This window comes from Kribbella sp. NPDC050241 (assembly GCF_044459685.1).
Classification (GTDB): domain Bacteria; phylum Actinomycetota; class Actinomycetes; order Propionibacteriales; family Kribbellaceae; genus Kribbella.
In genome coordinates, this window is record NZ_JBITJE010000004.1 from 63261 (window position 1) to 88031 (window position 24771).

A 24771-nucleotide genomic window follows, 5' to 3' on the forward strand; every position below is an offset into this window, starting at 1 on the left:
CGGATCAGGTGATCCGAGGGCCTCGGCGGCGGACGAAGGTGTTGGCAGGCGGAGCAGACAGGCGGACACCGGGATGCGTCACAGCGGCTGCGGGACCGGACCACGGTGACGACGCCGCGCCCTGTCGCAGCGCTCGGGCGGCTCGCCGGCAAGGTCACGGGCCGGGTCGTCGAGACCGTTCCGCCGGACCTGATCCTCGACCACATCGACGTCGACGCCCTGGTCGACCGCATCGATGTGAACCGCATCCTGGACCGCGTGGACCTGAACCATGTGCTCGACCGCCTGGATCTGAACCGCGTGCTCGAACGCGTCGACGTCAACCACCTCCTGGACCGCATCGACCCAGATCGGCTGATCGACCGGATCGATGTCGACAGGCTGGCCGGGCGGCTCGACGTGCAGCGCCTGCTGGCCGGCGTCGACCTCGACGAACTGCTCCGGTCGGTCGATGTCGAGGCCCTCGTACGCCGGTCCGGCGTACCCGGTCTCGTGGTCGAGAGCCAGACCCAGTTGGCCGGCTCACTGCTCGATCTCATCCGCCGGCAACTCGCCGGGCTGGACGCCGTACTCGACCGGGTCGTGAACCGTTTGCTGCGCAGAGACATCGGATCGCAGCCGACGACCCCACGCCTGCTCGAGGTGCGGGAATGAACGAGCGTATGACCGTCACGGGTCACTACGCCGGCGCCGTGAGCAGGCTCGCGGCCGCCGTACTCGACGTACTGATCGTCTTCACGTCGTTCACGATCGGCTTCGCGGGCCTCGATCTGCTGACCACTGCCTTCTGGGGAGTGTCGGTACGGCGCGAGTCGACGGGGGCGACGATCGCGCTCGCAGTCCTGGCGTTCTCCTACGCGTTCGGGTTCCTCGCGGTCGCCGCACGGACGCCGGGGCAGGGGATCGTCGGACTCCGGGTGGTGCGGTCCGACGGCGGGACGATCGGACCCGGCCGGGCCTTCCTGCGGGTGTGCGCGTCCGTCCTGAGCGTGCTGGCGGCCGGACTGGGGCTCGTCCTGATCGTGTTCCAGCGCGAGCATCGCGGCTTGCACGACCTGATCGCCGGGACCGCGGTCGTCTACGACTGGGGCGAGCGGCCCGCGGAGCTCCCCGGCCCGCTGTCGGACTTCCTCAGCCGGGCCGGCGGCAAATCACCCGAATAGGAGGAGGTCGCCGCCACGCCCGGTTGATGGGATTGCCTCCAGCGCGCGACCCCGACGCGCCAGTCGCCCCATGGAGGAGTTCCTCATGACCCATCTGGTGGTGCTCGGACTGGACAGCCGCGAGGACGCCGAGCGTGTCGTCCAACTGACCGAGGAACTGGCCAAGCAGCAGCTGTTGCAGCGGGAGGATGCCGCCTATGCCTACAAGGATGCCAAGGGCAAGGTTCGGATCCAGCAGTCGATGAGCCTGACCGGGCCCGCGGCGCCCAGCGGCGCTTTGTGGGGCACGCTGGCCCTGCAGTCCTGATCAGGTGTCAGAGGAGATTTCGTGAACGCCACCCCGGACGACTTCGACCCAATCCCTTCGACCCGGCACCGGATACCGGTCACCGTCGGCTCCCTGAAGCAGGCAGAGCAGGAAGCGGACGCGCTCGCGGTACCAGTTGCCTCTGGCACCGAGCCGCCGGACGAGCTCGGCACCGACGCGGCCGGGCTGGCTTCGGCCGGCTTCAGCGGCACGCGCGGCCAGACCCTGGTCCAGACCCGGTCAAGTGGTCCTGTCCGGGTTGCCGTCGGGACCGGCGTACCGGATCACGTCGACGTCACGCTCGCGCGTGATCTGGCGGCCGAGTTCGCCCGCGCGGTGCCGTGGCACAAGCGCCTCGCGATCGAGGTTCCGTCCCGGGCGACCGGTCTTTCGGCCGGCGACTTCGCCCAGGCGGTGACCGAAGGCGTGCTGCTGGCGCGCTGGCGGTACTTCGTCGGCCAGGGTGCGGACACCCCTCAGCTCGAATCGCTCCTGGTCGTCGCCTCCGACGAGGACGCCGCGGAAGTCGCTGCCGGAGTCGAGCGCGGCCGCATCATCGCCGAGGCGTGCTGCCTCGGCCGCGATCTTGCCAACTGCCCGGCGACGACACTGTCTGCTGTCCGGATGGCTGAGGTCGCGGTCGAGGTCGGTGCGCGGACCGGCCTGCAGGTGGAGGTCTTCGACAAGGACCAGCTGATCGAGATGGGTTGCGGCGGGCTGCTCGGCGTCAACCGTGGCAGTGTCGAGCCACCCCGGATGATCCGCCTGCGCTATGAGCCCGCCGAGCCCACCGGCCGGATCGCCCTTGTCGGCAAGGGGATCATGTACGACTCCGGGGGGATCAGCCTCAAGCCGAGCGACGAGTCGCACGCGCAGATGAAGAACGACATGACCGGAGCCGCGGCCGTGCTCGCCTCCATGACCGCCTTGCAGGCCCTGGGCTGTACGACGGCAGTGACCGGCTACCTCATGTGCACCGACAACATGCCGTCGGGATCCGCGATGAAGCTCGGTGATGTGCTCCGGATGCGCAACGGTACGACGGTCGAGGTACTGAACACCGACGCCGAAGGCCGTCTGGTGATGGCCGACGCGCTGGCACTGGCGACCGAGGAACCCGTCGACGCCATCGTCGACATCGCCACGCTGACCGGTGCCTGCCTGCGGACGTTCGGCGTCGAGATAGCCGGTGTCATGGGCAACAACTCGGCCGTGGTGGAGCAGCTGCGGAGTGCGGGTGAGCTCGCCGACGAGCCGGTGTGGGAGCTTCCGCTGCATCGGTCCTACCGGTCGCAACTCGACTCGTCGATCGCCGATCTCACCAACATGGGCGGGATCAACGCCGGTTCGATCACCGCGGGACTGTTCCTCGAGGAGTTCGTCGACGGCAAGCCGTGGGCGCACGTCGACATCGCCGGGACGGCTCAGCTGCCGGCGCCGAGATCCTGGCGGAACAAGGGCGCGAGCGGATTCGGCACCAAGTTGCTGATCGAGTTCGCCCGCGCGTTCGCCACCCCCACCGGCGACAGCCGTCAGGCGGCGCAGCGATGAGCGCGGTCGAGGAGGCGCCCGCCAAGAAGGGGACGATGCAGAAAGTTCTCGACGGCATCGAACGGGCCGGCAACAAGGTCCCGCACCCGGCCATCATCTTCCTCGCCCTGATCTTCATCGTGATCGTGCTGTCGCAGGTCCTGGCCTGGACCGGGGCGAGCGTCACCACCGAGGTCGCCGAGCCCCAGACCGCGCAGGTCATGCCCGAGTACGAGGCCGGGTCGAGCGTCGCCGGCTCGGACACGCCGCCGGCGCCGGCCATACCCGACTACGAGTTGCACACCGAGAAGATCACCGCCGAGAGCCTGCTGGACGGTGACGGCATCCGCTTCATCTTCACGACCGCCGTCCAGAACTTCAACGACTTCGGCGTCGTCGCGGTGATCCTGGTCGCGATGATCGGCGTCGGCGTGGCCGAGGAGGCCGGGCTGATCGCCGCGCTGATCCGCAAGATGGTCAAGGTGGCGCCGAAGGGCGTGATCACGTTCATCATCGTCCTGCTCGGCGGCATCTCCAGCGTCGCCTCCGATGCGGGCTACCTCGTGCTCGTCCCGCTCGGCGCGGCCGCGTTCGTCTCGCTCGGGCGACATCCGCTGGCCGGCATCGCCGCGGCGTACGCCGGTGTCAGCGCCGCGTTCTTCGTCAACATCCTGATCACACCGGCCGACGGCATCATCACCGAGGTGACCAACGAGACGATCGCGCTGGTCGCGCCCGACGTACATCTCAACGTCACCCAGAACTACTTCTTCAGCATCGCCTCGACGATCTTCTGCGCGATCGTCATGACCATCGTCACCGAGCGCCTGATCGAGCCCAGGCTCGGCAGGTACGACGCTTCGGAGGCGCCGGTCGACGCGCCGGTCGACCACCAGCCCAGCGACGACGAGATGGCGCTGGAATCGCGCGGACTGCGGTGGTCGGGGTACTACCTGCTGGTGGCCGTGGCCATCGTCTCGCTGCTGACCTTCATCCCGGGTGCTCCGCTGCGCAACCCCGACACCGGCGAGATCTTCGGGTCGTCGCCGTTCATGAGCAGCCTGCTGTTCATCATCTCGATGCTGTTCCTGGCCGCCGGGCTCGGCTACGGCCGGGGCTCGAAGTCGCTGACCGGCAGCACGAACATCATCAACGCGATCGTCAAGACGTTCAACGGCCTCGGCGGGCTGATCTTCCTGATGCTGCTGATCGCGCAGTTCATTGCCTACTTCAACTACTCGAACATGTCGACGCTGGCCGCGACCGGCCTGGCCGACCTGCTCGAGCGTGCCGACATCGGGGCGTTGCCGCTGTTGATCGGCTTCATCCTGCTGGTGCTGGTCATCGACCTGATCATGCCCGGCGTGATCCCCAAGTGGGCGATCCTGGCGCCGATCTTCATCCCGCTGTTCTACCGCCTCGGCATCGCGCCGCAGACGGTGATCGCGGCGTACCGGGTCGGAGACGGACCGGTCAACGTCATCACGCCGCTGATGGTCTACCTGCCGTTCATCGTGCTCGTCTGCCAGAAGTACCGGAAGAAGGCCGGTATCGGCACGGTGGTGTCGATGATGCTGCCGTACACCTTCATCGTCCTGGTCACCTGGACGCTGTTCTACGTGCTCTGGTACGTCCTCGGCATTCCCTGGGGGCCGTCCGCCCCGGTCCACCTCGGCTAGGGCGGTACGAGCGCAATGGATGACGGCACGATCAGCCTGATCATCCTCGGGCTCACCGTCGCCGTGTTCGTATGGAACCGGCTGCCGGTCGACCTGGTGGCGGTCCTGACCGCGCTGTCGCTGTGGGCGACCGGAGTCCTCGACTTCCCCGGCATCATCGCGGGCTTCGGGGATCCGGTCGTCATCTTCATCGCCTCACTGTTCGTGGTGAGCGAGGGCATCGACTCGACCGGTGTCACCACCTGGGCCGGTCAGACGATCGTGAAGTACGCCGGAACGCAGCGGACCCGACTGCTCGTCGCCGTGACCGCATTGTGTGCGCTGCTGACGGCCTTGATCACGTTGAACGGTGCGGTCGCGGCGCTGCTTCCGCTGGTCGTCATGCTCGCCGTACGGATCGGGGAGCCGCCGTCGCGGATGCTGATGCCGCTCACCTTCGCCGGCAGCGCGGGATCCTTGCTGATGCTGACGGGTACGCCGGTCAACATCATCGTGTCCGAAGCGTCGAGCGATGCCGGTGCGGGCGCCTTTCCGTTCTTCTCCTTCGCGGTCGTCGGCGTACCGCTTGTCATCGGGACGATCGCCATCTCGGTGTTCCTCGGCCCGCGGTTGCTCCCGGCCGCACGCCCGGCGCACCCGCCGGCCGACCTGGCCGGGCATGCGCACACGCTGGATCTGCACTACGCCCTGACTGACGGCTTCTACCGGCTGCGCGTCCGCGAACTCTCGCCGTTGCTGGGCCGTGGCGTGGCCGACGTCGACCTCACGCCGTACCCGGGTGTGCAGATCGTCGGAGCCCAGGACGGGAACGGAGTGTCCCGGGTGCGCGACGCTCTTGCTGTTGGCGACGTACTCGTGGTGACCGGTCCCTCGGAAGAGGTGGGCAGCCTGACGATCGACTCCCTGCTCGCGGTGTGTATGGCGCCGACGCCGGTCGACGATCTCCTGACGGGGGAGGCCGGGGTGGTCGAGGTCGTCATCCCGCCGCGGTCGTCACTGGTCGGGGAGACGGTCTTCCCGGGGATGCACCGGGCGCACGACCTGGTGATCATCGCGGTGCAACGGATGGCCAAGGACCGGGGCAACCAGCCCACCGAGCTCGCCGAAGGGGACGCGCTTCTGGTGCACGGCACCTGGGCCGCCTTGGACGAGCTGACCAGGGACCGCGATGTCCTGCTCGTGGACTCGCCGGATCTCGTCCGGCGCCAGGCCGTGCCGTGGGGTTCGAAGGCGTCGATCGCCGTCGCGATCCTTGCCGGCATGGTCGTTCTCCTCGCCACCGGTGTGGTCCCGCCCGCCTTGGCCGGGCTGTTAGCTGCCACGGCGATGGTGGCGACCAGGGTGGTCGGGCCGCGGCAGGCGTACCGTGCGATCTCGTGGCAGATCGTCGTACTGATCGGCGCGCTGATCCCTTTGTCCACAGCGATTCAGACCAGCGGCGGCGCCGACCGGATCGCCGACGTGATCATCGACGCCGTCGGGCCCGGCCGCCCGTATTTGTTGCTGCTGGCACTCTTCGTCCTCACGGCCACGCTCGGCCAGGTCGTCAGTAACACCGCGACCGTACTGATCGTCGCACCGATCGCGGTCGCGGCCGCCCAGGGAACCGGAACCTCGGTGCAGCCGGTCCTGATGCTCACCGCCGTCGCCGGTGCCGCGGCGCTGTTGACCCCGATCTCGACTCCCGCGAACATGATGATCATGAATCCGGCGGGGTACCGCTTCGGCGACTACTGGAGGCTCGGCCTCCCGGTGATGCTGTGGTGGTTGCTGACGGCTCTCGTGATCATCCCGCTGGTCTGGCCGTTCTGACATGCCGGCCGACGACAGGTACGTATCCACCGGCGGGCTGCCCGGAACGGTCGCGGTCGTCGAACTGGTCCAAGCGGCGTACGAGCTGGGCCGCGGGATCGGCGACGGTGCGGTGTCGGACGTGTACCCGGCGCTGGCCCGGGTCGACCCGGATGCGTTCGGCCTATGTGTCGCGGCCAGCGACGGCCGGTTGGCCGAGGCGGGCGACTCGCGGAGCCCGTTCACCATCATGAGCGTCGCGAAGCCGTTCGTGTTCGCGCTGGTCAGTCAGGCGATCGGTGTCGACGCAGTGCGCAACCTGGTCGGCGTCAACGCGACCGGTCTGCCGTTCAACTCGGTGCAGGCGGTGGAACAGCCCCCGGCTGGACGCACCAATCCGATGGTCAACCCCGGGGCGATCGCGACCACGAGTCTGACGCCGGGTACGTCGCTGGAGGACCGCTGGAGGTTCATCGTCGACGGCCTGTCCCAGTTCGCGGGTCATGAGCTCGCCCTGGACACGGAGGTGCTCGAGTCCGCGCTGCAGACGAACCATCGCAATCGTGCCCTCGCCGAGTTGCTCCGCAGCGATGGCGGCCTGGTCGGCGATGCGGTCGAGGCGACCGTGCTCTACACCAGGCAGAGCAGTCTGGCGGTCACCGCAGTGGATCTCGCGGTGATGGGGGCCACGCTGGCGGACGGCGGCGTGTGCCCAACAACCGGCGTACGGGTCATCGACCCTGACATCGCCCGGGTGACGCTGGCCGTGATGACGATCGCGGGGTTGTACGAGACCTCTGGTGACTGGCTGCTCGACGTCGGCGTTCCTGGCAAGAGCGGGATCGGCGGCGGCATCGTGACCGTTTCGCCGGGCAAGGGCGCGCTGGGCACCTTCGCGCCGCGGTTGGACCACGCGGGCAACAGCGTCAAAGGCCAATGGACCGCACGCTTCCTGTCCCGTCACCTCGGCCTCGATCTGCTGGCCTCACAACCGGTCCCACCGGCCGCCGACGTGTCGTAAGGGCTCAGGGCGCGGCGAGCGTCAGCGTGGTGGTGGCCGTCTGACCTGCTCTGGAGTAGGTCAGCTCGATGGTGTCGCCGACCTTGCGGGTCAGCGTCGCGACGACGATCTGTTCGCTGCTCTGGGCCGGCTGGCCGTCGATCTTCGTGATGATGTCGCCTGCCTTGAGACCGGCCTTCACACCCGGGCCTCCGGGGTCGACCGAGACGACGAAGAGACCAGCCGGGTTGCCCGACGCATTCGCGAGGGCAGGCGGGATCTCCTGGACCTGTAGCCCGGTCGTCGGATGTCCAGGCTCCCCGGTACGGACGAGTTCGTCGGCGATCGGGCTCGCCAGGTCCACCGGGATCGCGAAGCCGAGGCCGACGCTTCCGCCGCCGGCGACGCCGGACGCGTTCGGGACCGTGGCGATCGCGGCGTTCACTCCGACCAGACGGCCGGAGCAGTCCACCAGCGCACCGCCGCTGTTGCCGGGGTTGATCGCCGCGTCGGTTTGGATCGCGCCGATCAGGTGATGGGTCACCCCGTCGCCTGGCACCGGTACATAGCGATCCAGCGCACTGACGATGCCGGACGTGACCGTGCTCGCGAGTCCGAGCGGAGCGCCCAGGGCGACGACAGGTTGTCCGACCTGCAGCTCAGCGGACGAACCGAATTCGATCACTGGGCGATCCTTCGCGGCATCCGCGGCCTTGAGCACCGCAAGGTCGGTGCTGGGATCACGGCCGACGATCGTGGCGTCCGAACTCGTGCCGTCGCTGTACTGGACGGCCACCTTGCCGCCGTTGGCCGCGACCGAGATGACGTGGTCGTTGGTGAGAATGTAACCGCCGTCCTTGAAGATCTGCCCCGAACCGGTGCCGGCCGAGGCGCCGCTGCTGGCCGAGATCGTCACGATCGACGGCAGGATCTGGTTCGCCACCGGGATCGCCGCGCACATCGCCGTACTGGCGTCGGTCGAGGCGGAGGACGAGGCGTTGGCGGATCCTCCGTCGCGATCCACGAGCACGAAGATGAGGGAGGTGATCAACGCGCCCACGACGGCGCCACCCAGGATCGCCAGGGACAGTCCGCGAGTGAGCCGGAAGCGACCCCGGCCGTCCGGTGGTGTGGCTGCCGGACCGGGCTGTCCGTTGTCGGCCTGGACCATCTGGACCTCCTCTGGCCCACTCAGGAGTCGGAGCGCACCGATGGCACGTCGTGCTCGACGCTCCCGTCGCCCACCCGAGAATAGGTTCGCTGGGCGCCGGACATGTCACCCGATCCAGGTGAAGCCGGTACGGATGTGGCACGGTCGAAGTACAGGTAGGCGACGGCCGATCCGGTGAGTGGCATCGCGAGTGCGAAGAGCAGCGATGAGACGACGTTGATCAGGACGGGCGACAGATCGGTGGCCAGGAGCAGGACGATCCCGGCGATCGGTCCGACGGCCAGTCCCAGCCCGATGATGATCGCGAGCGGTACGGCGGTCCGCCACCAATGGCCGCGGACGAGCCTCCGGCTGCGTCTCAGCGCCGTACCTCCGGAGCAGTGCTCCGCCACCACGACCGGTATCGCGAACGCTCGGCTCGCCGCGTAGTAGACGGCCACCGGGATCGTCGCCACGAAGAAGGCGAGTACCGCGAGTACGACGAAGTACTGCAGGGCCACCCGGGTCAGTGGCCGCCGGCGCGAGAAGACATCGCGCAGCACTCCCATCGCGGTGACGGACTCGCCTCGATCCAGCTGGTCGAGCATCCTCGTGACGGCCGCGAGCAGTACGACGTACGCCGCGATCGTGAGGATCGTGACGGCCAAGGTGGTCAAGGAGGCCCAGAAGCCCGGGGCGTTGTCGGTCGGCGCGCCGAGGTCGGTGGGTGCGTCGCGCCTGGCCACCTGGAACCTGGCGAGAGTCAGAGTCGCCAGACTCAGGACGATGAACGCTGTCGCGAACCCCGCGAACAGGCCCGGCCGGTGCCGCAACAGGCGCAGCGCGGCGACCACTGTCTGACCCCAGGCCCGCCGTCGTCTGGCGGGCAGCGGGGCAGCATCGGTCCACCGCGTACGGCTCGCCGCGAACCAGATCAGCCCGATGAGTGCGGCGAGTACCAGGCCCAGCAGCCAGGGCCGGTCGAGGGTCTCGCGGACCAGATTGGATCCGGTGGCGACCGCGGCGCAGAAGGCACCCGTGCTGCTCGGACCGAGCAACGTGCCGGCCGGCACCGTACCGCTGTCGTCCCGCCAGGTCTCCTCGGCGTCCTGGATCGGTGTGAGCCACGACGTTTTCATGTTCGGGCCGGTCGGCCCGTCGAAGAACGAGCGCTGCCGTTCGCCCCATCGGCCTTCGAATCCAAGCCAGGGGAACTCCTGCAGGTAGTCCGCGCGGGTCAGCGGTACATAGGCGACCCGCGGACGGATCGCGGCCTGAGGCCGGGTGGTGTCGTCGCAACCCAGTCCTTCCGAGCCACGACCGAGGTACAAGCGTTGGCCGTACTTGTTGGCATGTGAACCGGCCGCCGGGTAGACGACCGGATGGGTTCCGTCGACGACCTCGAGCTTGGCGTCGCCCCATCGGGCTCGCTCGGCGCCTCCGTGCTGGCTGAATCCGACCGCCGTCGGCTCCGTGGTCAGCGCGGCCGCGGGGCTCGCCGCGTCGAAGATGAGCTGGATCGATTCCCAGTCGCCTTCGTGGGTGTTGTTGTAGTCGTTGAAAACGTAGAAGAACCAGTACTCCAGCGAGAGCTTGCCGGGGAACGCCGGATCCGCGACGACATGAGCATAGACAGTGGCCGGGTGGACCGCGTTGATCAGCGCCGACCACTCTGCGTAGGTGCAGCCCGGACGCAGCGGATCACCCGGGAAGTCGAGGAAGTGCCCCGGGAACCCCGGGCTGATGTCCTTGCCTCTCGGCTGCGTCTTGACCAGGTCCGGCGGTCGCCACGGGCCGCGCAGCGCGACCTGTTGATCGCCGAGCACGGCCTCGACGTCGGTCGGCTGGAACTGCTCGCCGTCCTCGCACCTCGGCGACGCTTCCTGCAGTTTGACGACGGGGGAGTAGCGCTCGGCCAGTGCTTGCGCGGCGGGGTCGTCCGGCGAGGCGGTGGTGCCGGCTGCTGCTGAGTCCGGCAGCCAGAGCATCGTCACGGTGAGGAAGGCGAACAGCAGTGGCGGCAGGGATCGTCTCCAGGCGCGGGCCGTCATTTCCACAGCATGCGCACGACGTACCGCTCCCCACACCATCCGGCTCTGGCGTCACTTCGGCGGCCGAGGTCACCCGATCCAGGTGATCCTCGCGCCCGTCAGTGATCCCGTCAGCACACAGCGCACCGGGATGCGAGTTGCCGCCACGAATCGGGGCTACCGGACGCCGGGCCGCGTTCGGTCTCCCCCTGTCCGGGGGAGGCCGAAGGCCCCGGCCCGCAGCAGAGTCGTGGTGACGGGGCGCGAAAGGGGGCTTGCCATGGGCCATTACGTCATCAGGGTCAAGGGCGAACTGTCGCGCGACCTGACCGACGCCTTTCCCTCGATGACCGCCGATTCCGAGCCGGCGCAGACAGTCCTGCACGGGCACCTCGACGATCAGGCGGCGCTGGCCGGCATCCTCAACCACCTCGACATGCTCGGCATCAACATCATCGAGGTCCTGCAAGTCCCCTCGACCCGCCCGCCCGACGACGACCCCGCATCCAGCACCGCTCAGTGATTACTCCAGCCCCGGGTACACAGGACCAGGCGGTACGAGTCCGGATCGGCGATCGTGACGCCCCAGGTGTCCCAGTACGGGTTGCGCGACGGAACCACCCGGCCGCCGGCCGCGACCAGGCGTGCGACCAGTTCGTCCGGCACCGGACCGTCCAGGTAGACGACCAGGAGGTCCTCCTCGGTCGGCTGCGGTTGCACCGGATCGCCGTCGATCTGCACCAGTTCGAGATGCCAGCCCGCCTCGGGCCAGCCGACCATCAGGAGATGGTGGCCGTCCTCGGACTTCCGGTAGATCACACTGAGCCCGAGACCGTCGACCCAGAACCGCTCGACGGTGGTCAGATCCCTGCTGGGACGGGCTATCCGCACGTGGGCCTGCTGTTCGATCGCCATGGGGCCACGCTAGGCAGCCGCCGGCGGATCACGTCACCGCGGCCCCGGCAAAGGCCTGCTCTGGCGGGTGGTGTATTGGCCGCCGATTGATGTGTCCTGACGTGTCAGCGAGGTCACAGGGATCTGACTGACTGATCAGTCAGTTATCTTGCTAGGCTCGACAGTGCTGCATTTGGGGCATTCCTGTCGATGGAGTGAGGTGCCGACCATGGCGCTTGCGGATGTGTCTTTGTCTCGCCGGAGAAAGGCCCGGCGGGAGGAGTCGAGGCTGGCCGACCATGTCGACCGGCTGGGGGAGGAACACCCACCGATCCCGCTCGACAGTGTCGACTACACGATGAAGCGGCCCGGCCTGCTCGCCGAGCGGTTCGGGTCAGTCCTGGCCTACATGTCGCGGGTCGAGCTCGAGGTCGAACGGAATGTTCTCGAGCTCAACATCCTGCTTCCCGACCCACCCGAGGTCGACCAGCATTTCTACGCAGACGTATGGATGCCGCAGGAGACGCACCACGGCCTGATCCTCGACCGTCTCCAGGTCCTGGCCGGTCTCGAGCCCACCACACCCAACCTGACCGATGTGTCGTTCCGGCTCAAGCTGCTCGGGGCGCTCGGCCGGGTGGGTGCCGTACAGGACGTCAGCCGGATGCTGTACTACCTGACCGGGCTGGCCACCGAGCGATCGGCGGTGCTTGCCTACAACAAGCTTCACGCCGGCATGCTCGAGCTGGGGGAGCGGGCCGTCGCGAGAACCGTGGTCGCACCGATCCGCCGCCAGGAGCCTGGGCACTTCGCGTACTACCAGATCGCCGCCCGTGGTCTCTGGTCGCAGTTGGGCGGCTGGCAGAAGTGGCTGGTGCGCACGCTGCGGCGCACGACGTTCGGCCCGGTCGGTGCCGAGAACAAGCAGCAGCGGCTGGAGTTCGGCAAGGCGATTCGCGCGTTGGGCATCGTCACCGGTGACGACGCGGATCTTCAGCACTATGCCGATCAGGTCGGGCGGGTCGAGCACGAGTTGCTCTGGGCCCACCGGCGAGGTCTGCGGGTCCCGAAGTACGTGTTCGAGTCCTTCCGTCGTGCCGCCCACGCGGCCGCGGACCTGGACGGTGATCACCAGCCCGCCCCGGGACGGGCCTGATGATGACCGCCGCCGCTTCCGGGCGCCCCTCCAAACGTGAGGCCATCATCGAGACGGCCGAGCGTCTGTTCGCCGAGCGCGGGTACGACGCGACGTCGACAGCGCTGATCGCGCACGAGGCCGGCGTACCGACCGGCCTGGTGTTCTACCACTTCGCCACCAAGCTGGATCTCCTGCTGGCCATCGTGCACGAGAGGCCGACACCAGGTGAGGTGCTCCGGACCGCCGCACGCGGCCGGTCGGTTCACCGGCGGTTGCGGGCCGTCGTGTCGTCCATGGCCGAGGAGCTGGAACGTAATCGCGCGGCGCGGATCATCGTCTTCCGGGAGGCGCAGGCCCGTCCCGAGATCGCCGACCGCGCGGCAGAGTTGTTCGACGAAGCCACCACCACGGTCGCGGAGATCCTCAGCGGCGCCGAGGACGTCGTCGCCGAACCGGATCGAGTGCGGACCGCCGCGGATCTCATCGTCAGCCGCGTCTTCCTCGACATCATCGCCCTGGGTCAGGCCGACACGGCGACCAAACGCCACGCGGCCATGATCGACCTCATCGAGGAGTCACTCACCACGCCACACGCCAAGTGACGTCGGCTCAGACGCCGTCCGGTTCGCGGGTCTGCCGGACGTACGCCGGGATCACGAACCAGAAGGTCAGGAACCACACCAGTACGGCGATCACGACGCCGATGGCGACCGGTCGGGACACGACGACGTCCAGCGCGAGCAGCACTCCACCGCAGACCGCCGTGACGAGGAAGACCAGCCCGGCGCGCAGCAGGTAGTCGGCGATCGTCACCAGCCGATCGCGCAGCCCCTGCCGGTACACGATGCGGTGCAGCGAGATCGGTGCGAGGAACAGGGCGACCGCGAGCGCCGAGGCGATCAGCGTGCAGGCGTAGACGAGATGGGTGAAGGTGTCGGCGGCCTGGAAGGCGTTCTGGAACGCGATGCTCAGCAGGAACGCGAACAGGATCTGCGTGCCGGTCTGGGCCAGCCGCAGTTCCTGCAGCAACTCGTTCCAGTGCCGGTCGAGTCGCTCGCCGGAGCTCTCGTCCTCGCGCCGGTAGGGCTGGGTCATGGCTACCCGATCGTCCGGTGGTTTCCAGGTCTGGTACCCCACGTCACCTGCGCGTATGCGAGGTCGAGTACTACGGGAGTTCGCGGGTGTCGATCAACTGCTGGGCGACGTCGCGGAGTTTGGTGTTGGTGTCCTGGGAGTAGCGCTTGAGGATGGCGAAGGCCCGGTCGCCGTCGACGTCGAAGCGTTCCATCAGGATGCCCATGGCCTGGCCGACAAGCTTGCGGGCATCGACGGCCTGCGCCATCGATTCCTCGTGCCGCGCGGAGGCGAGGGCGACGGAGGCATGCCGCGCAAGGATGTGGGCGATCGCCTCGTCGTCGGGACTGAACGCGTCAGGTGACGGGCTGTAAAGCCCGAGTACGCCGACTGTGGAGCGACTGCCGTCACCAGTCACCATCGGTACGTCGAGCACGCTGCGCACCCCGAGCGCGGCAACCTTCGCAGCCCACTCCGGCCAGCGGTCGTCGGTGGTGGTGTCACGAATCAGCACGGTGGTGCGTTCACGGAGCGCGGTGACCAGCGGCCCACATTCGGAGGTGAGCTGCAGGTCGTACACGTCCGCGACGACCGGGTCGGTGACCGCGGCGATCTCCGCCTGCGATCCACGGGAGTACAGCGCCACGCCGGCGTAGGTGCAGTTGAGTGCGTGCAGGGCGAACTGGACGACGGCGTCGACCGTCTCGTCCACGCCCGAGGCGTCGTGCAACTCGACCGCCAGGCGGGCGAAAGCCATCGCCGCGTCGTTGGCGTCCGGGTCGATCATGGTCACAGCTCCTGGGGGTCACCAGGGACGCCCGCCTGTGAGCGCCCGTGGTCATCATGCCGGTCCTATGACCGATCCCGCCGCGCTGCGGGATAACAACTCAGTGACCCTGCCAGGATTGTCGTTCTCCGGCCGTCGGAGGGTGCGTTCTCCGGATTGTGCCGTCGGAACGAGCCGTTTGGTGCGGTCTGGGCCCGCTGCGCCACTGAACGGGTCCAGACCTCGAGGCTTCCCACCGCCCGAGCGTTGAGCAACCTCTCTCCCCTCCCTGTGCCCCGAATGCCCAGATGGATGCATCGCGCCGCTTGGCGTACCTTGGGGTCGGCTGAAGAAGTCGGCCGCTGGGGACTGTTCGCAGGATGGGTGCATGGAGTCCCTCACATTCGAGAGCCGCGATCTGGCGCGCACCGAGGAGTTCCTCAACCGCGCGTACACCAAGATGCGGATCGGCGGCGGCACGGACGACGTGAGCGCGCGGATCACCCGCGAGGCGGTGGGCTCGATCAGTGTCGACCGGCTCGACATCGGCTTCGAGATGAAGTACGACGCCGACCCGCTCGGCAAGATCTGCCTGTGCGTGGTCGAGGCCGGCACTGTGCAGGACCACGCCACCGATGGCTGGCAGGACGCCTTCGGCCCGGGCGATGTCGTCTCGTTCGCCCCGCCGGATCGCCCGTACGTCGGCAAGGTCTGCCGGTCGCGCTACAGCATCACCATGTTCGATCCCGCGCTGCTCACCCGGACCGCAGGCGTTGACAACCGAACCGGTGGGCCGGTCCGGCTGCTCGGCCATCGCCCGCACTCGGCCGCGGCCGCCCGCCACCTGGTCAGCACGATCAACTATCTGGGCGATCAGGTGCTGCCGGACTCGACAGTACGGACGTCGGTGCTGCTGCAGTCCTCGGTCTCGCGCCTGCTCGCCTCGAGCGTTCTGGCCGCGTTCCCGAACACGGCGCTGATCGCGCAGGATCGGGCCGACGGGCCTGACGCGCATCCGCGGACCGTGCAGCGGGCGATCGCCTTCCTGGAGTCCAGTGTCGATCAGGACGTCGCCGTCGGTGACGTCGCTGCGGCCGCCGGGGTGACTGTGCGTGCCGTTCAGACCGCCTTCCAGCGGCATCTCGGGACCACCCCGATGGCGTACCTGCGCCTGTTGCGCCTGGCCGAGGTCCGCACCGAACTCCTCGCCGGCGATCCGGCCAAGCTGTCCGTCACAGCCGTGGCGGCGCGCTGGGGCTTCCACCACCTGGGTCGCTTCGCCGCCGCCTACCGGGAGCAGTACGGCGAGTTGCCGAGGACAACGTTGGGTCGCTGAACCCGATCGTTGCCCTGGGCGACGGTCAGCGATCGCCGTCGAGTTGCAGTCGGCGACTGACGATGAGCCGGGCCACCCGCGACAGTGTCTCGTCGCGGGCGTAGGCGCGGGCACGCAGGAGGGCCGAGGCATCGTCGATGGCCAGGCCCAGATGGCCCGCGATCATCCCGGTCGCCTGATGGACGACGGCGCGCGACATCCACGGGCTGCGGTCGTCGGGTTCGTCGCCGGTGGGTGGATCGTTGAGCAGCGCGACACCGAGTGCGTCGGCGACGAACTGCGAGGTCTGCGGACTCTCCGTGAACGTCCGGCCGTTGGCGACGTACGCGCTGAGCACACCGAACGGGCGTCCGCCCGGGCGGATCGGGAAGCACCGGATGGTCAGCGGTCCGACTGCGGCCAGCGCCGAGCGGACGAACTCCGGCCACCGCCTGTCGGTCTCGAGGTGCGCCGCGACCGCCTCGCCGGCGCCGTAGGCCGCATGGCCCGGCCCCTCGCCGAGGACGTCCTGCAGATCCTCGAGCCGCGCGGCTGTCGAGTCGGTGGCGGTCAGCGTGACGCGGTTCGTGGCCGAGTTCTCGATCGTGATCGACGTACCGACCGCGCCGAGCAGGTCACGACAGGTGCGCCCCAGCTCATCGGGACGACTGCGCGCGGGCGCCACTGTGATCGCCTCGATCAATCGGGCGAGAATCGCACCGCGCTTCATGTCAGGCCCAGTACCCGCCCGGCCGCCGACCATGCCCGGCTGAGATCCACCGTTTGTGCGGGGTTGGGCGCGGGCACCGGATCGGAGCACGGGGAGTTCAGTTGCCGGGTGTTCGCCCGGCCCGTCTGATGGGAAGGGCCATGGTTCTCATTCTGTGGATCATCGCGGTGATCCTCGTGATCTCCGGGATCGTCTCCCTGTTCCGCGGCCAGGTGCTGTGGGGCGCGGCGCTGATCGTGATCGGCCTGCTGGTCGGGCCGGGTGGGGTCAGCATCTTCACCTAGTTGTTTACCGGAAAACCGGTCGCCTGCCCCCACGTCGCCTCCGCGTGGGGGCAGGCGTCGTTCGGGGTGGGCAAAAGGAAAGGCAAGGAGATTTTGCACTCCCTGCCACTATCAACCTATAACGCACCGGGGGACTTGCCGCAAGCCCCGGGTTCTGCTGGAGAATCGCCGACCGGAACGCAGAACCTACGGAAATCAGGGGGATTGCATGATCGACGTGATCGTTGCCGGTGGCGGGCCGGTCGGCATGATGCTGGCCGCGGAGCTGCGGCTGCACGGTGTGGACGTGGTCGTGCTGGAGAAGGCGCTGGAGCCGACCAAGATCGTCCGCTCGCTGGGTCTGCACGCACGCAGTATCGAGGTGATGGACCAGCGTGGTCTGCTGGAAAGGTTCCTCGCGCTCGGCACGAAGTACCCGGTCGGCGGCTTCGCCGGCATCTACAAGCCGGCGCCGGAGCGGCTGGACACCGCACACGGATACCTGCTCGGCATCCCGCAGGCCATCACCGACCGCCTGCTGGCCGAACGTGCCGCCGAGCTGGGCGCCGACATCCGGCTCGGCTCCGAGCTGGTCGGGCTGAGCCAGGACGACGACGGCGTGACCGTCGATCTGGCCGACGGCACCCAACTGCGCTCGCGCTACCTGGTCGGCTGCGACGGCGGCCGCAGTACGGTGCGCAAGCTGCTCGGCGTCGGATTCCCGGGCGAACCCAGCCGGGTCGACACGCTGCTCGGCGAGATGGAGGTGACCGCTCCGCCGGAGACGGTCACCGCGGTGGGGACGGAGGTCCGCAAGACCCAGTTGCGGTTCGGTGCCATGCACGTCGGGGGCACCGTGTTCCGGTTCGTTGTTCCCGGCGCACCGGTGGTGTCCGAAGACCGTGCGGAGGCGCCGACGATCGAGGAGTTCAAGCAGCAGTTGCGGCTGACTGCCGGCTCCGACTTCGGCGCGCACTCACCGAACTGGCTGTCCCGCTTCGGCGACGGCACCCGGCTGGCCGAGAGGTACCGGTCCGGTCGGGTGCTGCTGGCCGGCGACGCCGCGCACGTCCATCCGCCGATCGGCGGGCAGGGGCTCAACATGGGCGTCCAGGACGCCTTCAACCTCGGGTGGAAACTGGCCGCCGAGGTCAACGGCTGGGCACCGGAGGGACTGCTGGACAGCTATCAGATCGAACGGCATCCGGTGGCGGCCGACGTACTGGTGAACACGCGCGCGCAGATGGAGCTGCTGTCCACCGAGCCGGGTCCCCAGGCACTACGCCGGCTGCTGGGGGAGCTGATGGACTTCGAGGACGTGAACCGGTACCTGATCGAGAAGAACACCGCGATCGCGATCCGCTACGACTTCGGCGAGGGTCACGAACTCCTCGGCCGCCGATTGCGGGACGTGGAGCTGAAGCGCGGTCGCCTCTACGAGCTGATGCACGAGGGCCGCGGACTCCTGCTCGACCAGACCGGCAGGCTGTCGGTGGCAGGCTGGGCGGATCGGGTCGACCACGTCGTCGACGTCAGCGAGGAACTGGACGTGCCCGCGGCGCTGCTGCGGCCGGACGGCCACGTGGCGTGGGTCGGTGAGGCTCAGGAGGATCTGCAGGGGCACCTCCCGAGGTGGTTCGGGGCCGCCGCCGGCTGAGCGATACCTTGTACGGGCGTCCAACGAGGAGGCTGTATGCGGATCGCGGTGATGGGGACCGGAGGGATCGGCGGGTACTTCGGCGGCCGGCTGGCGCTGGCCGGGCATGACGTCGCGTTCATCGCGAGGGGCCGCCAGCTCGAGGCGCTGCGCACCCATGGCCTCCGCCTGGAGAGCCAACTCGGCGATGCGCGACTGCCCACGGTCGCGGTCACCGACGATCCGGCGCAGCTGGACCCGGTCGACCTGGTCTTGTTCGGCGTGAAGCTGTGGGACACCGAGGCATCGGCCAAGCTGATCGAGCCGCTGCTCACCGAGCGTACCGGCGTGGTGTCGTTCCAGAACGGTGTGGTCAAGGACGACATCCTGCGTAGCGTTCTCGGCCCCGAGCACGTCATCGGTGGCGTCGCCTACATCGCCGCCACGATCGCCGAGCCCGGTGTCATCCGCCATTCCGGACCGCTGCAGAAGCTGGTCGTCGGTGAGTACGACGGCAGCACCTCGGCGCGGGTGCAGGAGTTCTACGACGCCTGTGTGGCCAGTGGCATCGATGCCGAGATCAGCGGTCAGATCGAGCAGTCCATCTGGGAGAAGTTCGTCTTCCTGGTCGGCCTGTCCGGTACGACGACCTCCGCCCGTACGCCGATCGGCCCGATCCGCAGCCACCCGCGGGCTCGCGCCTTCCTGCACGACGTGATGGACGAGGTCGTGCAGGTCGCGCAAGCCCAGGGGGTGCCGCTGCCGGCCGGCTTCGCCGACGGACGGCTCGCGTTCATCGACACGGTGCCCGCCGACATGACGTCGTCGATGCACCACGATCTCGACCGCGGCAACCGGCTCGAGGTGCCGTGGCTCAGTGGGGATGTGGTTGCCCGAGGCAACACCCTCGGCATCCCGACGCCGTGCAACCGCGCGATCACCGACATCCTGTCGGTGCACAGCGAGGGCCGCGCGGGCTGACCACACGCGCAGTCGCCAGGTTGTCGCCGCTCCTGGACAAGCCGGGCTAGGGTCGGAGAGTGAGTTCCGGGCAGGAGGCTGCGGCTTCAGGTAACGGGGAGAGCTTCGTCACCGTACTGGTGGCGTTGACGGCCAATCTGCTGATCGCGACGGCCAAGTCGGTGGTGGCTGTGATCACCGGGTCGGCGGCGATGCTGGCGGAGGCCGCACACTCCTGGGCGGACACCGGGAACGAGATCTTCCTGCTCATCGGCGAGCGCCGGGGCGCGAAGCCGGCCGACGCGACGCATCCGCTCGGGTACGGCCGGGTCGGCTACGTCTGGTCGATGTTCGCCGCCTTCGGCCTGTTCATCGTCGGTGCGGCGGTCTCGGTCTGGCACGGCATCCAGTCTCTGCACGGTGGCGAGGGCGGTACGTCGTACGGCTGGGCGTACGCCGTACTCGGGATCTCGTTCGTGCTGGAGGGGATCTCGTTCGCGCAGGCGCTGCGGCAGACGAAGGCCGGTGCGTTCGAGCGGATGCTGCGGCCACTGCGGTACGTCCGGCTGACCTCGAATCCGGCGCTGCGTGCGGTGTTCGTCGAGGACCTGTCGGCGCTGATCGGCATCGTGATCGCGACGCTGGCCATCCTGCTGCACCAGCTCACCGGCGACCCGGTCTGGGACGCGATCGGATCGATCGTGGTCGGTCTGCTGCTCGGCGGTGTCGCGCTGTTCCTGATCAGCCGGAACATGGACTTCCTGACCGGCGAGGCTGTCTCGCCCTTGGGCCGCAACCGGGTCCTGCGCGCCCTGCTGGAGCACGACGCCATCGAGCGGGTCAGCTTCCTGCACATGGAGTGGGTCGGCGCGGACAAGGTCTTCCTGGTCGCCGCGGTCGATGTCACCGGCAACGATCGCGAGTCCGACGTCGCCGTCCGGCTGACCGCGGTCGAGGACGCCCTGAACGCGCGGCCCGAGATCCAGCGAGCGGTCCTCACCCTGAGCCGCCCCGGCGACCTCACCGACCTGCGCCCGGTCCAGCTCCCCGCCTGGTACGTCGACCCGTCAGCCTGAGCGCGCTCAACCAGATCCGGAAGGTAGACGTCCGGAATGGGGGCTAGCATCTGCCGCGTGGACCTTCTTGAGCTGCACTTCGAGGGCGAGATCTGGGAGTGGCGTGGGCCGGCGCCGTACTACTTCGTCACGGTGCCGGAGGACGAGGCTGCGGAACTGCAGGAGGTCGCCGCGGCGGTCACCTACGGCTGGGGTGTGGTGCCGGTCCGCGCGACGATCGGCGGCACCGAATGGACGACGTCGCTGTTCCCGAAGGACGGCGGCTACGTGCTGCCGCTCAAGGATCGCGTCCGCAAGGCCGAGGGCATCGGGGAAGGCGACACGATCTCGGTCACGATGACCCTGGCCTGACTGTGACCTGACTATAACCTGACTAGGGCCAGATGGCCTGACTGATCGCGACGCCGAGGAAGACGCTGCCGAGACCGGCGACGATGCTGACGGCCACGTTCGCGACGGCGAGGAACCGGCCGCCGTCCTCGTAGAGCCGCAACGTCTCGTAGGAGAAGGTCGAGTACGTCGTGAGCGCGCCGCAGAACCCGGTGCCCACGACGAGCTGGACCTGATGCGGCAGTGCGGACGCCGTACTCGCGCCTGCCACGACGCCGAGGATCAGCGAGCCGACGACGTTGACGCAGATCGTGCCCCACGGGAACGCGGAGTCGTGGCGCTTCTGGACGGCGCGATCGGTGAGGTAGCGCAGCGGCGCTCCGATCACGGCGCCGGCGATGACGAGGAGAACGCTCATCGGATTCTCCCGGCGACCAGGGCTCGGGTCGCGGTGACGGTCGCCCAGACGGCGATCAGGGCACCGGCGACCGTGGCGGCGAGGTAGAGGAGCGCCGTTCCGGGATGCCGGCCGGCGATGAGTTGCTGGATGTCGAGCGCGTACGTCGAGAACGTCGTGAACCCGCCGAGTACGCCGGTGCCCAGAAAGGGGCGGATCAGCCGTTGCCGGGTCAGGACCTCGCTGACCACGACCATGAGGATCCCGATCAGGCCGCAGCCGACGACGTTGATGACCAGGGTCGCCCAGGGGAAGGAGCCGGGTGTGGTCGGCCACGCTTGGCCGACCAGATACCGAGCCACTGCCCCGATGGCACCGCCGGCCGCGATGACGCTCAGGACAGCGGTGTCCCCGGTACGGCGTACCGGGCGGTCGTGGCGCAGGTCGACATCGGGGTCGACGGGTTCCCAGGCGGCCGGGTCCGTCCGCTCGTGCTGCATCCGATCGATCTCCTACCTGGACAGGCGTCGGCGCCGAGCGCCGCACGGTTCGACAGGTAGGGACTGTTGGCCGCCGGGTGGCGACGGTTCGGTCCGGCGAGCCCCACCGCCGGTCAAGCCCCGCCAGCATACCTAGCCCGCCGGCCGCGCCGATCCCCCAGTCCGCCTGCCGGCCGGTCGGCAGGTCAGAACCGATCGAACGGGAACTCCCGCGAATGGACGCCGAAATGGGTGTCCAGCAGTACGTCGTCGTCCGCCGCCGTGGACTGGGCGCGCTCCCCCTCCAGAAGCCGCAGTAACGCCATCATCCTGCGGGTCGCCTCGCACATACCGGATCACCCCCTCCTGAGACCTATCGGTCATAGCCCCAGAAACGTTTCGCCCGACCTCGTTGCAATTGGCAACAGGCCGCGCTCTCCGGCTCAGGGCGTGATGTCCGCGGTGCCTCGGTCGAGGAGGTCGAAGGCGGCGGCTGAGGCGGACTCGGGCTGGGCGGTGTACATCAGCAGACGGTGGGCCGAGCCGTCCGGGAACTGCACTGCCTCGTAGCCGAGCTCCAGCCGGCCGACCATCGGGTGCTGGAAGACCTTCGTGCCGAAGGAGCAGTTGAGGACCGAGTGGCTCGACCAGAGCCGGGCGAAGTCGGGGCTCTTCATGGAGAGCTCCCCGATCAGCTCGGCCAGGTAGCGATCGTCCGGGTGCCGCCCGGCGACCAGCCGCAGGGACGCCACGGACCGCTCGGCCTCCAGTTCCCACTCGACGTACAGCTCGCGGGTGTGGGGGTCCAGGAACAGCATCCGGGTCAGGTTCGGCCGGGTGTCGGGCGAGTCGGGGCTGTGCTCGTCGTAGTGGCCGGCCAGCAAGCGGTGGGCCGTGGAGTTCCAGGCCAGTACGTCGCTGCGCCGGTCCATCGCGACCCCGGCGACACCGCTCATCGCGGTGACCAGGCGGCGGGCGCCGTCGCGAGCCGCCTCGGGCTCCGGTGCCTGTGGGCGGCGGTGGTTCGACGGGCGGGCCAGGTTGCGCAGGTGGGCGGTCTCGTCGTCGTCCAGGCGGAGCGCCCGGGCGATGGCGAGCAGGATCTCGTCGGAGGTCTGTTCGCTGTGGCCCTGCTCGAGCCGGGTGTAGTAGGTCATGCTGACCCCGGCCAGCTGAGCGAGTTCCTCCCGGCGCAGTCCCGGCACCCGGCGGGCGCCGTACGAGACCATGCCGACGTCCTGAGGCTGCAGCCGGGCTCGCCGGCTGCGCAGGAAGTGTCCGAGGTCGGTCTCCACGAAGTCCATCGTAGAGCCGGTGCCTGGGTCCCACTCGGCACAATTCCGGCACATGGTCACTCGCCGCCCTTCGCCGGCCGCAGCAGAACGCCAGTCAGTACGGCGCCCAGCACAGCCAGGCCGGCGTTCACCCAGATGGCTGTCGTGACCCCGTTGATCACCTGATCCGGGCTGTCCGCGCCGTGCATCGCAGCCGTGGCGATGGCGCTCATCACCGGGATGCCCATTGTGATGCCGACCTGCTGGCTCATCGTGGTCAGACCGGTCGCCAGGCCCTGCTCTTCGTCGGGCAGGTTGGACGTCGCGGTGACCATGAAGCCGACGATGGCGATCAGGTTGGCCACGCCGCCCACGAACGTGGTGATGAGCAACAGAACCATCCAGCCGCTCGAGGTGCCCAGCAGTACCAGGGGGACAGTGGCCGCTGCCTGGAGCACGAAGCCCGTCACGATCGTCTTGCGGGAGCCGATCCGGCCCAGCACCTTCGGTGCGACCAGGCCGCCGAGGACTGTGCCGATTCCGAGGACCGCGAACGACAGACCGGTCGTCAGAGGCGAGTAGCCGAGCACCTTCTGCAGATAGAGGGTCAGCAGGAAGACCAGCGAGGTCTCGGTGGCGAACGCGAGCAGACCGGCCAGGTTGCCCCACCGGACCGACGGACGACGCAGTACCGGCAGCGGGATCAGCGCGTCCTGGACCCGCCGCTCGACCAGGAGGAAGCCGACCAGCAGGATGACGGCCGCCGCCAGCGCGATCAGAGCATGGGCGTCGGTCCAGGAGGTCTCGCCGACCCTGGTCAAGCCGTACACGAGGGCCAGCAGGCCGCCGGTCGCGGTCAGTGCGCCCCAGACGTCCAGCCGCAGCCGGTCCTTCGGCCGGCCCTCGACCAGGGTGCGCGGGCCGAGCAGCAGCACCATCGCTGCGACTGGGATGTTGATGAAGAAGGCCCAGCGCCAGCTGAGGATGTCGGTCAGCAGGCCGCCGAGGATGGCGCCGGTGGTGAAGCCCGCAGCCATCAGAGCGCCGTTCAGGCTGAGCGCGCGCTCCCGCAGCGGCCCTTCGGGGAACGAGGTGGTCAGCAGCGACAGCGCGGCCGGGGTGACCGCTGCGGTGGCGAGGCCTTGAGCGATCCGGGCGGCGATCAGGATCGTCGGTGTGGTGGCGAGTCCACCGACCAGCGAGGCGATGCCGAGAACGGCCATGCCGATGAGGAAGAGGCGCTTGCGGCCGAACAGGTCGGCGACGCGGCCGAACAGCAGCGTGAAGCCGGCGGCGCAGAGCGCGAACGCGGTGGCGATCCACTGCAGGTGCGCGAGGGGCAGCCCGACGTCCTGACCGATGGTCGGCAGCGCGACGTTCAGGATGGAGAAGTCGACCGCGAGGGTGAAACCTGCGGTCAGCAGCACCAGCAACACCAGTCGCTGCCGCGAGGGGCTGACCGTGGGGGTGGTCAGGCCGACGACACTCATGGGAGAAAGTCCTTTCGGAGGTTGGTTTCTCCACTGTCGTGACATCGGACCCGCCGTACCTCACTCCCTTCTGCCTAGCACTGACAGTGACAGGCACAGCCACGGCCGGACGGCCTGATGGACGGCATGAGTGCGATTCGTGAGCTGCCGAGAGCGGTGCCGGCCGAGCCAGCCGAGCCGGTCCGCAAGGAGGCAGCAGCCAGCCAGCAGGCGTCACTCAACCTCGCGGTACACCCGTCGTGGTCGCAGGACCAGGCCGACGAGGCCCGAACAGGACGACGCGCCTTTCGCATCCGGTG

At 68.6% G+C, this 24771-nt stretch carries 27 protein-coding genes; 16 read left to right on the top strand and 11 right to left on the bottom strand.

Annotation, left to right across the window (positions count from 1 at the left end; all coding sequences use genetic code 11):
* Window positions 1-105 precede the first annotated feature (105 nt).
* The 7 genes from ACIBG5_RS20565 (at window position 106) to glsA (ending at window position 7491) form a co-directional block, all read left to right on the top strand.
* Complete coding sequence (locus ACIBG5_RS20565) at window positions 106-654, top strand: hypothetical protein (RefSeq protein ID WP_396393085.1); 549 nt, start codon at window positions 106-108, stop codon at window positions 652-654.
* Window positions 651-1163 carry an RDD family protein gene (locus ACIBG5_RS20570; RefSeq protein WP_396393086.1) on the top strand — a complete coding sequence of 171 codons (513 nt, stop codon included), beginning with the start codon at window positions 651-653 and terminating at the stop codon, window positions 1161-1163. Before ACIBG5_RS20565 ends, ACIBG5_RS20570 begins: the two co-directional genes overlap by 4 nt.
* Window positions 1164-1248: 85 nt before the next feature.
* Window positions 1249-1470 (top strand): DUF1269 domain-containing protein, encoded by a 222-nt coding sequence (locus tag ACIBG5_RS20575; protein ID WP_396393087.1) that lies wholly within the window; start codon window positions 1249-1251, stop codon window positions 1468-1470.
* Between the two features lie 21 nt (window positions 1471-1491).
* Window positions 1492-3021: a leucyl aminopeptidase family protein gene (locus tag ACIBG5_RS20580; RefSeq protein WP_396393088.1), complete on the top strand. Its 1530-nt coding sequence runs from the start codon at window positions 1492-1494 to the stop codon at window positions 3019-3021.
* Window positions 3018-4679, top strand: coding sequence for an AbgT family transporter (locus ACIBG5_RS20585; protein ID WP_396393089.1), 1662 nt, complete (start codon window positions 3018-3020; stop codon window positions 4677-4679). The genes ACIBG5_RS20580 and ACIBG5_RS20585 overlap by 4 nt, the downstream gene beginning before the upstream one ends.
* A gap of 15 nt (window positions 4680-4694) precedes the next feature.
* Window positions 4695-6491, top strand: coding sequence for an SLC13 family permease (locus ACIBG5_RS20590; RefSeq protein WP_396393090.1), 1797 nt, complete (start codon window positions 4695-4697; stop codon window positions 6489-6491).
* A gap of 1 nt (window position 6492) precedes the next feature.
* Window positions 6493-7491, top strand: a complete 999-nt coding sequence (glsA, locus tag ACIBG5_RS20595) for a glutaminase A (RefSeq protein ID WP_396393091.1) — start codon at window positions 6493-6495, stop codon at window positions 7489-7491.
* 4 nt (window positions 7492-7495) lie between these two features.
* Here glsA and ACIBG5_RS20600 read toward each other — a convergent pair whose 3' ends face one another.
* Both ACIBG5_RS20600 and ACIBG5_RS20605 read right to left on the bottom strand, forming a co-directional pair.
* On the bottom strand, window positions 7496-8641 hold the full coding sequence (locus ACIBG5_RS20600; protein ID WP_396393092.1) for a S1C family serine protease: 1146 nt from the start codon (window positions 8639-8641) through the stop codon (window positions 7496-7498).
* Between the two features lie 20 nt (window positions 8642-8661).
* Window positions 8662-10671 carry a hypothetical protein gene (locus ACIBG5_RS20605; RefSeq protein WP_396393093.1) on the bottom strand — a complete coding sequence of 670 codons (2010 nt, stop codon included), beginning with the start codon at window positions 10669-10671 and terminating at the stop codon, window positions 8662-8664.
* Between the two features lie 259 nt (window positions 10672-10930).
* Here ACIBG5_RS20605 and ACIBG5_RS20610 point away from each other — a divergent pair, with 259 nt between their 5' ends.
* Window positions 10931-11173 carry a hypothetical protein gene (locus tag ACIBG5_RS20610; RefSeq protein WP_360454522.1) on the top strand — a complete coding sequence of 81 codons (243 nt, stop codon included), beginning with the start codon at window positions 10931-10933 and terminating at the stop codon, window positions 11171-11173.
* On the opposite strand, the gene ACIBG5_RS20615 is transcribed toward ACIBG5_RS20610, so the two are convergent.
* On the bottom strand, window positions 11167-11565 hold the full coding sequence (locus ACIBG5_RS20615) for a VOC family protein (RefSeq protein WP_396393094.1): 399 nt from the start codon (window positions 11563-11565) through the stop codon (window positions 11167-11169). The genes ACIBG5_RS20610 and ACIBG5_RS20615 overlap by 7 nt on opposite strands.
* A gap of 208 nt (window positions 11566-11773) precedes the next feature.
* Between ACIBG5_RS20615 and ACIBG5_RS20620 the strand changes: the two genes are divergently transcribed.
* Both ACIBG5_RS20620 and ACIBG5_RS20625 read left to right on the top strand, forming a co-directional pair.
* Window positions 11774-12700 carry a GTP-binding protein LepA gene (locus tag ACIBG5_RS20620; RefSeq protein WP_396393095.1) on the top strand — a complete coding sequence of 309 codons (927 nt, stop codon included), beginning with the start codon at window positions 11774-11776 and terminating at the stop codon, window positions 12698-12700.
* Window positions 12700-13284, top strand: a complete 585-nt coding sequence (locus ACIBG5_RS20625; protein WP_360454531.1) for a TetR/AcrR family transcriptional regulator — start codon at window positions 12700-12702, stop codon at window positions 13282-13284. The genes ACIBG5_RS20620 and ACIBG5_RS20625 overlap by 1 nt, the downstream gene beginning before the upstream one ends.
* 7 nt (window positions 13285-13291) lie before the next feature.
* On the opposite strand, the gene ACIBG5_RS20630 is transcribed toward ACIBG5_RS20625, so the two are convergent.
* Together ACIBG5_RS20630 and ACIBG5_RS20635 are read right to left on the bottom strand one after the other, a co-directional pair.
* On the bottom strand, window positions 13292-13777 hold the full coding sequence (locus tag ACIBG5_RS20630) for a DUF6328 family protein (RefSeq protein WP_396393096.1): 486 nt from the start codon (window positions 13775-13777) through the stop codon (window positions 13292-13294).
* 70 nt (window positions 13778-13847) lie between these two features.
* Window positions 13848-14543 carry a GAF and ANTAR domain-containing protein gene (locus ACIBG5_RS20635; protein WP_396393097.1) on the bottom strand — a complete coding sequence of 232 codons (696 nt, stop codon included), beginning with the start codon at window positions 14541-14543 and terminating at the stop codon, window positions 13848-13850.
* A gap of 367 nt (window positions 14544-14910) precedes the next feature.
* On the opposite strand from ACIBG5_RS20635, the gene ACIBG5_RS20640 reads away from it, so the two are divergent.
* A complete protein-coding gene (locus tag ACIBG5_RS20640) occupies window positions 14911-15858 on the top strand; it encodes a helix-turn-helix domain-containing protein (RefSeq protein ID WP_396393098.1) in 948 nt (315 codons plus the stop codon).
* 25 nt (window positions 15859-15883) lie between these two features.
* On the opposite strand, the gene ACIBG5_RS20645 is transcribed toward ACIBG5_RS20640, so the two are convergent.
* Complete coding sequence (locus tag ACIBG5_RS20645; RefSeq protein WP_396393099.1) at window positions 15884-16567, bottom strand: ANTAR domain-containing protein; 684 nt, start codon at window positions 16565-16567, stop codon at window positions 15884-15886.
* 140 nt (window positions 16568-16707) lie between these two features.
* Here ACIBG5_RS20645 and ACIBG5_RS20650 point away from each other — a divergent pair, with 140 nt between their 5' ends.
* From ACIBG5_RS20650 to ACIBG5_RS20670, 5 genes are all read left to right on the top strand, one after another.
* The gene (locus ACIBG5_RS20650; RefSeq protein ID WP_396393100.1) at window positions 16708-16851 is read left to right on the top strand and encodes a GPGG-motif small membrane protein; all 144 of its coding nucleotides are present in this window, start codon (window positions 16708-16710) and stop codon (window positions 16849-16851) included.
* Window positions 16852-17059: 208 nt separating this feature from the next.
* Window positions 17060-18487 (top strand): rifampin monooxygenase, encoded by a 1428-nt coding sequence (gene rox / locus ACIBG5_RS20655; protein WP_396393101.1) that lies wholly within the window; start codon window positions 17060-17062, stop codon window positions 18485-18487.
* Between the two features lie 36 nt (window positions 18488-18523).
* Window positions 18524-19447 carry a ketopantoate reductase family protein gene (locus ACIBG5_RS20660; protein WP_396393102.1) on the top strand — a complete coding sequence of 308 codons (924 nt, stop codon included), beginning with the start codon at window positions 18524-18526 and terminating at the stop codon, window positions 19445-19447.
* Between the two features lie 59 nt (window positions 19448-19506).
* Window positions 19507-20502, top strand: coding sequence for a cation diffusion facilitator family transporter (locus tag ACIBG5_RS20665; RefSeq protein ID WP_396393103.1), 996 nt, complete (start codon window positions 19507-19509; stop codon window positions 20500-20502).
* A gap of 57 nt (window positions 20503-20559) precedes the next feature.
* The gene (locus tag ACIBG5_RS20670; RefSeq protein ID WP_360454558.1) at window positions 20560-20853 is read left to right on the top strand and encodes a DUF1905 domain-containing protein; all 294 of its coding nucleotides are present in this window, start codon (window positions 20560-20562) and stop codon (window positions 20851-20853) included.
* Window positions 20854-20875: 22 nt separating this feature from the next.
* On the opposite strand, the gene crcB (ACIBG5_RS20675) is transcribed toward ACIBG5_RS20670, so the two are convergent.
* The 5 genes from crcB (ACIBG5_RS20675) to ACIBG5_RS20695 form a co-directional block, all read right to left on the bottom strand.
* A complete protein-coding gene (crcB, locus tag ACIBG5_RS20675; RefSeq protein WP_396393104.1) occupies window positions 20876-21250 on the bottom strand; it encodes a fluoride efflux transporter CrcB in 375 nt (124 codons plus the stop codon).
* On the bottom strand, window positions 21247-21729 hold the full coding sequence (crcB, locus tag ACIBG5_RS20680; protein ID WP_396393105.1) for a fluoride efflux transporter CrcB: 483 nt from the start codon (window positions 21727-21729) through the stop codon (window positions 21247-21249). Before crcB (ACIBG5_RS20680) ends, crcB (ACIBG5_RS20675) begins: the two co-directional genes overlap by 4 nt.
* A 185-nt stretch (window positions 21730-21914) precedes the next feature.
* The gene (locus tag ACIBG5_RS20685) at window positions 21915-22058 is read right to left on the bottom strand and encodes a hypothetical protein (RefSeq protein ID WP_396393106.1); all 144 of its coding nucleotides are present in this window, start codon (window positions 22056-22058) and stop codon (window positions 21915-21917) included.
* Window positions 22059-22151: 93 nt separating this feature from the next.
* Window positions 22152-23003 carry a helix-turn-helix transcriptional regulator gene (locus ACIBG5_RS20690; protein WP_396393107.1) on the bottom strand — a complete coding sequence of 284 codons (852 nt, stop codon included), beginning with the start codon at window positions 23001-23003 and terminating at the stop codon, window positions 22152-22154.
* 56 nt (window positions 23004-23059) lie between these two features.
* Window positions 23060-24472: an MFS transporter gene (locus ACIBG5_RS20695; RefSeq protein ID WP_396393108.1), complete on the bottom strand. Its 1413-nt coding sequence runs from the start codon at window positions 24470-24472 to the stop codon at window positions 23060-23062.
* Between the last annotated feature and the right edge of the window lie 299 nt (window positions 24473-24771).